This is a genomic window from Kitasatospora sp. NPDC057198 (assembly GCF_042670125.1).
GTDB lineage: Bacteria > Actinomycetota > Actinomycetes > Streptomycetales > Streptomycetaceae > Kitasatospora.
Genome location: NZ_JBHUWH010000755.1, coordinates 1 through 2,333, shown reverse-complemented (window position 1 = coordinate 2,333; position 2,333 = coordinate 1). Strand labels below are relative to the sequence as shown.

Annotated in this window: 2 protein-coding genes; one reads left to right on the top strand and one right to left on the bottom strand. The window is 74.3% G+C overall.

What is annotated here, in order from left to right; genetic code table 11:
- Positions 1-52 precede the first annotated feature (52 nt).
- Positions 53-1,027, bottom strand: coding sequence for a UDP-glucose 4-epimerase GalE (gene galE / locus ACFUEL_RS38650; protein WP_380242729.1), 975 nt, complete (start codon positions 1,025-1,027; stop codon positions 53-55).
- A gap of 145 nt (positions 1,028-1,172) precedes the next feature.
- On the opposite strand from galE, the gene ACFUEL_RS38645 reads away from it, so the two are divergent.
- Positions 1,173-2,258, top strand: a complete 1,086-nt coding sequence (locus tag ACFUEL_RS38645; protein WP_380242732.1) for a S1C family serine protease — start codon at positions 1,173-1,175, stop codon at positions 2,256-2,258.
- Positions 2,259-2,333: the final 75 nt, after the last annotated feature.

Below are 2,333 nucleotides of genomic sequence, written 5' to 3'. Positions count from 1 at the left end.
GAACGGTACGGCCCCGGACGGCGCGCCGTCCGGGGCCGCACCGCCGCGCGGGCTACGGGTGGCGGTGCCGCCAGCCGGCCCAGGCCGAGACGACCATCGAGCGGAGGTCGTGCCGGGCGCTCCAGCCCAGCTCGCGGCGGATCAGTTCGGCGGAGGCCACCACCCGGGCCGGGTCGCCGGGGCGGCGGGGGGCCGTCTCGGGGGCGATCCGGATGCCGGTGACCGCGGTGATCTCGTCGATCACCTCCAGCACCGAGGCGCCCCGCCCGGTGCCGATGTTGAGGGTCAGTCGGACCTGCTCGCCGGGCCCGGCCGCCTCCAGCCGGCGGACGGCGGCCACGTGCGCGGAGGCGACGTCCGAGACGTGGATGTAGTCGCGGACGCAGGTGCCGTCCGGGGTCGGGTAGTCGTCGCCGAAGACCAGCGGCGGCAGCCCGGCCGTCAGCCGTCGGAGGACCAGCGGGACCAGGTTGGCCGCGCCCGGGTCGGACAGCTCGGGGGCGGCGGCGCCCGCCACGTTGAAGTAGCGCAGGGAGACCGCGGAGAGGCCGTGCGCGGCGGCGCAGGCGTTCAGCAGCCACTCGCCGGCCAGCTTGGTCTCGCCGTACGGGTTCATCGGCAGGCAGGGGGTGGACTCGTCGACCAGGTCGACGTCCGGCATGCCGTAGACGGCGGCGGAGGAGGACAGCACCACCCGGCCCACGCCCGCGTCGACCGCGGCGGCCAGCACGGTGCGCAGGCCCTCCACGTTCTCGTGGTAGTAGAACAGCGGCCGTTCGACCGACTCGCCGACCTGCTTGCGGGCGGCCAGGTGCAGCACGCCGGTGACGCCGTGCCCGGCCAGGGTGCGCTCCAGCAGCGGGCGGTCCAGCGTGGAGCCGGTCACCAGCGGGACGCCGGGCGGCAGGTGGGCGGCCGAGCCGCTGCTCAGGTCGTCCAGCACGACGACGGGGACGCCGGCCGCGGCCAGCTCCCGGACGACGTGGCCGCCGATGTAACCGGCCCCTCCCGTGATCAACCAGGTCATGGCGACGATCCTACGACGGCGCCTTTCGGCGGGGCCCCGGGTGTGTCCGCACGGGCATTCGGACATTTCGGTGAAATAGTGGCAAAGTTCTGTCCAGCGACCGGAGGTGGCCGCCGTGCGCCCGAAGAAGGAACCGACCCGCCCGATCCCGGCCGGCCCCCGGCCCACCGGCCCCAAGCTGTGGGCGGGGCCCGCGGCGGTGCTCGCCGCGGCGGCGCTGCTGGTGAGCGGCTGCTCCAGCTCCGGTTCCGGCTCCAGCTCCACCGCGGCGGCCAGCAGCTCCTCGTCCGCGCCCGCCCCGTCCAGCAGCAACCAGCTGGAGCAGGACTACCAGCAGGTGATCTCCCAGGTGCTGCCCTCGGTGGTGCAGATCACCGCGGGGGACAGCCTCGGCTCCGGGATCGTCTTCGACGACAAGGGCGACATCGTCACCAACGCGCACGTGGTCGGCAGCGCCACCACCTTCACCGTGACGCTGGCCAACAGCACCAAGCCGCTGGACGCCACCCTGGTCGGCAGCTACCCGGAGTCCGACCTCGCGGTGATCAGGCTCGGCAGCACGCCCGGCGGCCTCAAGCCCGCTGCCTTCGCGGACAGCGCCAAGGTGTCGGTCGGGCAGATCACGCTGGCGATGGGCAGCCCGCTCGGCCTCTCCAGCAGTGTCACCCAGGGCATCGTCTCGGCGGTCGGGCGGACGGTCAGCGAGCCGCAGTCGGCCGGCTCGCCCGGCGCCACCATCGGCAACATGGTGCAGACCTCGGCCGCGATCAACCCCGGCAACAGCGGCGGCGCGCTGGTCAACCTCTCCAGCCAGGTGATCGGGATCAACACGCTGACCGCCGTCGACCCCGAGCTGAACGGCTCGGCCGCGCCCGGCATCGGCTTCGCCATCCCGGCGGCCACCGTGACCAGCATCGCCAACCAGCTGATCAAGGACGGCAAGGTCACCAACTCCGGCCGGGCCGCGCTCGGGGTGACCGTCCGCCCCTACTTCGACACGAACTTCCAGCCGGCCGGCGCCGCGGTGGTCTCGGTGGTCGACAACGGGCCGGCCGCCGCCGCCGGGATCCAGCCGGGCGACGTGATCACCAAGGTCAACGACACCGCGATCAACGGCCCCGCCGCGCTGACCACCGCGCTGGCCTCGCTCAGCCCCGGCGCCAAGGCCACCGTCGGCTACCAGCGGGACGGGCAGGGCAAGACCGCCGAGGTCACCCTCGGGACGCTGTAGCCGCCCCACCGGCCCGGGCCCGGAGTGCCGTACCGCGCACGGGCGGCGGCACTCCGGGCCCGTCCACGTCCGGGC